Source organism: Methylobacterium sp. WL12, assembly GCF_008039475.1.
GTDB classification, from domain to species: domain Bacteria; phylum Pseudomonadota; class Alphaproteobacteria; order Rhizobiales; family Beijerinckiaceae; genus Methylobacterium; species Methylobacterium cerastii.
In genome coordinates, this window is record NZ_VRUW01000163.1 from 1 (window position 1) to 4250 (window position 4250).

General features: G+C 52.6%; 5 protein-coding genes. 3 read left to right on the forward strand and 2 right to left on the reverse strand.

Annotated elements, in window-relative coordinates; genetic code table 11:
• Positions 1-193 (reverse strand): transposase (locus FV226_RS26875; RefSeq protein ID WP_147762613.1); only part of this gene is annotated, 193 nt, incomplete at its 3' end.
• 1766 nt (positions 194-1959) lie between these two features.
• Between FV226_RS26875 and FV226_RS26890 the strand changes: the two genes are divergently transcribed.
• Positions 1960-2433 (forward strand): SRPBCC family protein, encoded by a 474-nt coding sequence (locus FV226_RS26890; protein ID WP_147752115.1) that lies wholly within the window; start codon positions 1960-1962, stop codon positions 2431-2433.
• 68 nt (positions 2434-2501) lie between these two features.
• Here FV226_RS26890 and FV226_RS26895 read toward each other — a convergent pair whose 3' ends face one another.
• Positions 2502-3065, reverse strand: a complete 564-nt coding sequence (locus FV226_RS26895; protein ID WP_147765327.1) for a recombinase family protein — start codon at positions 3063-3065, stop codon at positions 2502-2504.
• 422 nt (positions 3066-3487) lie between these two features.
• On the opposite strand from FV226_RS26895, the gene FV226_RS26900 reads away from it, so the two are divergent.
• Both FV226_RS26900 and FV226_RS26905 read left to right on the forward strand, forming a co-directional pair.
• Positions 3488-3871 (forward strand): hypothetical protein, encoded by a 384-nt coding sequence (locus tag FV226_RS26900; protein WP_147765328.1) that lies wholly within the window; start codon positions 3488-3490, stop codon positions 3869-3871.
• Between the two features lie 42 nt (positions 3872-3913).
• On the forward strand, positions 3914-4250 hold a 337-nt coding region (locus FV226_RS26905; protein ID WP_210246556.1), incomplete at its 3' end, for a reverse transcriptase domain-containing protein.

Here is a 4250-nt window from a genome sequence, read left to right on the forward strand (position 1 = left end):
CGGTCTCAAGACTCTTCATCCGTCGAACTTGATCCGACTTCAGGCCGCCAAACTCACGCCGCCACCGGTAGTACGTCACCGAACTCACACCGAGCGCGCGGATTGCATCGGCCACGCTCTGGCCCTGGGAGATCAGAACGTCCGCCTGACGTAGCTTCGTGACGATCTCCTCGGGCTTCGGGTGCTTTGCCATCTCGTCCGTCCTCCAGGCTCAAAAGCCATACCAAAGGGCGGACCACTTCAATGGGGGCTGACCAAGATCAGCTATCGCGTTGAGCTTATTTATCTTTTTCACAGTCCTGCCCGTTTCCTGTTTCGCCAGTCCCGCCAGAGTAATAACTGATGGCTCTGCCGCCATGCGGGGCATTTAGGCAACACCGAGCACTCCGACGTGATTTGATTGTGACCAACCGCTCCGTTAGGATGGGTTGTGCGCAACCTGGGGGCGGTGATGGCGACCGACGATACGACATCCGGTGGACTGAGGCAGACCAAAGCCACACTCAAACGGCTCGCTCAGGCTTTGGACTGTCCTACCGAGGTCTTTTGCGGTCTAGTTTCGCATCAAATCCAAGAGACCAACGAACTACTTACTCTCTGGCTTGCGATCGAAAACCCGGAAGGTCGAGCAACAGTAATGTCAGTTTTGCGAGCGGAGGCAGACAGGACGACGACACTTGACGGAGATAACATGCGGCTCTCAAGTGCCCCGCTATCTCTCGTGTGCGCGACACAGAAGCCTGATAAGACCTCGTAGACGTAGTCTGAACAATGCCTAAGTATCAAACGATACCCTGGTTCTGACGAGGCAGTGCCATCAGGTGTCCGGCGGGTCCGGCGTCAAAGGTTCGCCTATTCCAAGGCCGGTATCATCAGGCGGACCTGATGCCACTGCAAACCTCACAGTGGGCGACGATCGGCGGACTCTACGTGAGCGCAGAGGGCCACTGATGACGCTCTATATGCCTGCAACCGCCGCTATGGTCGTGAGAGCGTAGTCATCCCGTCGGCCGGGCGAGTCGAAGATCGTTGGTGGTCCATCGAGTTCGAAATGCGGTGGTCCCGCGACACGACCACGTTGGTAAACTGCCAACGACAAGGCAAGTCCACGATTATGTCAGTCGTGACAGCATCAATGAGTTTATCAAAGATATTATGTAATATTTTAGATCAACGGAATCCAAGTCGTCGAATAAAGTAGTCAGATCTGACATCCAGCCCGATTGGTTCTTTCGATACGAACGGACGAACTGATTGGAACAAGAGCATTGCCCCTACTGCCATCAATGATCCAGCTACCGGTACTAGTAAAATCGCGAATACGGGCGATCGATACCATAGGAAGATTGCACAGATGATGCTACCGACAACAGAGGCCGCAATGATACGAAACGTGCAACATTCCGACGGTTCCACAGCGGCCTCCTAACGTATGCTTAACCAACCAGAGGTTGTTGTAGCTTGGCCGTTACATAGGCTCAACCGGGGTGCGTAGTGTGGCTTCCCCGGCACTAGGATTGAGAAGGCGATAGACCGAAGCCCGAGATACGTTCAGTGCCCGGGCGATGGCCGTTCCACCCATGTCCGACGCCGCAAGTTTCCTCGCACGGTCAGCGTCGATCGTTGGTTTGCCACTCTTCAATGCTCTTTCGGTCTCGACCTAGGCATACCCTCAGCCTGACGCTCACGGTGATCAATAAGCGGTGTTCCCTCTATTGATTCGATAGAACTGCATCCGGGAACAGCCGAGGGCTTTTGCAATCGCCGCCGGGCCATCACCGGCCGCCTTCATTCCGATAGCCACACATGAAAGTGATACGCTCCGCGTTTAAGGGCGCATTTTGCTCGGGATTGAATCGCATCCGTATACGCGATGCATATGGTAAAGTTTAGATCGCGCGCTAGCTTAATCTTCGGCGTGTTTATCCGCGTCAAAGAAGCCTTGTGAGGAAACGCTAGATGCGCAAAACTATTATCTCTGCCGCGGCTCTGGTCGCGGTCTCTATCACTCCTGTTTTCGCGCTGGAAGTGACGAAGACCACCATGGTCGCGGCTTCACCTGATGCGGTGTGGAAGACCATTGGTGGCTTCTGTGGGATCGGCGGTTGGCACCCGGTCGTTGAGACGTGCGCCTTGTCTAAGAACGGCGGAAAGGAACAACGAACCCTCCACCTCAAGGGTGGTGGACTTCTCGTCGAGCAAGAGCAAGCCCGCGACGATAAGAAGATGAGCTATACCTACACGATCATGTCTGGACCGTTACCGGTGGAAGACTACAAGTCCACGATTATGGTCGAGAAGGAAGGTAGCGGTTCCAAGGTCACCTGGACCGGCTCGTTCAAAGCTAAGGGCGCCCCCGACGATAAGGCGAAGGAGGCCATCGCTGGCGTGTACGATGCCGGCTTGAAGGGCATTGCTGCCAAGGCGAAGTGAGAAGTGAGCCGAAGCGAGGGATTCAGATCAGCCCTCGCTTCGGCTTTCCGCTTTCATTGCATCCACGCTCATTGAGACTGTGGTGCGCTTTCGCCTCCGATGATCCGATACACCTGCATGCGGGAACAGCCGAGAGCCTTCGCAATCGCCGCAGGACCATCACCAGCCGCCTTCATCGCAAGAACCTTGTCCCGGTCCAGCCGACGCTTACCGCCCGTATAGACACCCTTCGCCTTGGCAGCCTCGATACCCTCGCGTTGACGTTCGAGGATGAAGCGCCGTTCCATCTGACTGACCATGCCAAGGACGGTCAGAACGATCCGGCCGCTCTCGCCTCGGGTGGACACGTGAGGATCAAGGACGGTGAGGAAAGCGCCACGCTGATCAAGCTCGTGGACGATGTTGAGAACGTCACGGGTATCGCGCCCGAGTCTGTCCGCCCGCAAAACGCAAAGCTCGTCGCCTTCGCGGATGAAATCGAGGATCGCCGCCAGTTCGGTGCGCCCTTCCCGTGATGCACCTGACACCTTTTCGGAACGGATCGGCTGACACCCTTCGGCCTTAAGCCGTGCGATCTGAATATCGAGGCTTTGGTCTTCTGCACTGCATCTCGCGTAACCGATCCTCGCCAAATGTCACCTCCGGGTCTAGACCCAGGGACAATGCCGTAACATCACAGCTAAGGCAAGCCTGATGTTACGCTTGCGCTTAGGGAGTGATCGGGCGCCTGTTACGTCACTCCACGGTGCACCCTGATGAAGCGGCTTACCTCGTGAGTAGGCCTTCCAGAGATTGTCGCGGCAGATACCGTTTGACCCGGGGAGGGCGATGGCATCTCAAAGAGGTTGTCTCGCCTAACCGTCTCGGATCGGTTTACTCAAACGAGGCGCACTCCGTCATTTGAAACGCCGCTACGAGAAACCACTGAGATTTTGGCATTTGTGATATGTCTGAATAAATACATACTCAAAAACTTATTTACAACCTAGTATTGGCATATGACTTATACCGGCGTATTATGTTCATCGAGAGTAGGATTGCGCAGAGGAACTAAATGGCATCGCGAAAATCTGCCAATGTATTTGGGATCGACGCAGATATCGTTAAAAAAATGAACTGGCCTCTAGCTGTAAAAAGAATATTGGCCGACGCTAAGTCTGATTTTATCTATGCGCCGCACTTGCGTTTTATATATAGCAAGTGTGCGATTGAGCTTATATCTATAGTTAAATCAGAGCTCAATGCAGGTATATATGCAGTTGGTACTCCGATGACTATAGATGTTCCTAAAACCAATCGTGTCAGGGTAGCAAACTCCAAAGGTTCAGGGCCAAACTTCACACGTCCAGGCACGATACTTATGCCCAAAGATCGTCTCCTCTATCAAATACTCGGGGATGAAGTCGCAGATTTGATTAGTGACAATATAGACAGATAAAGATCATTTAGTCATATTTTGTCTAAAGATGACAAATCGTCGATGTTCAATCCTACTCGAAGCTGCTGGAACGGACTTCAAAAAGCCCTTGCCGATTACAGCAAAAGTAATAAAATAACGCACGTCATCAAGATTGATATTGCCAACTATTTCGGCTCGATCAATCAGCATACGCTTATAAACTTACTCAGAGATATTGGATACGGCGGAGTTTTATGCAATAGATTGGAAAATATGCTTGTCGATTTGACAGGAGACCGTAGTTCTAGAGGTATAATACAAGGCGTTTTTACATCAGATTTATTCGGCAGTTTTTATATGATGCCCCTCGACAGATTTTTTGAGGAGTATGGGCTTAAATCTGCGCGCTATGTGGATG

Coding starts and splice junctions, on each gene's coding strand:
- FV226_RS26890 (WP_147752115.1), top strand. CDS start 1,960: ATGCGCAAAACTATTATCTCTGCCGCGGCTCTGGTCGCGGTCTCTATC.
- FV226_RS26900 (WP_147765328.1), top strand. CDS start 3,488: ATGGCATCGCGAAAATCTGCCAATGTATTTGGGATCGACGCAGATATC.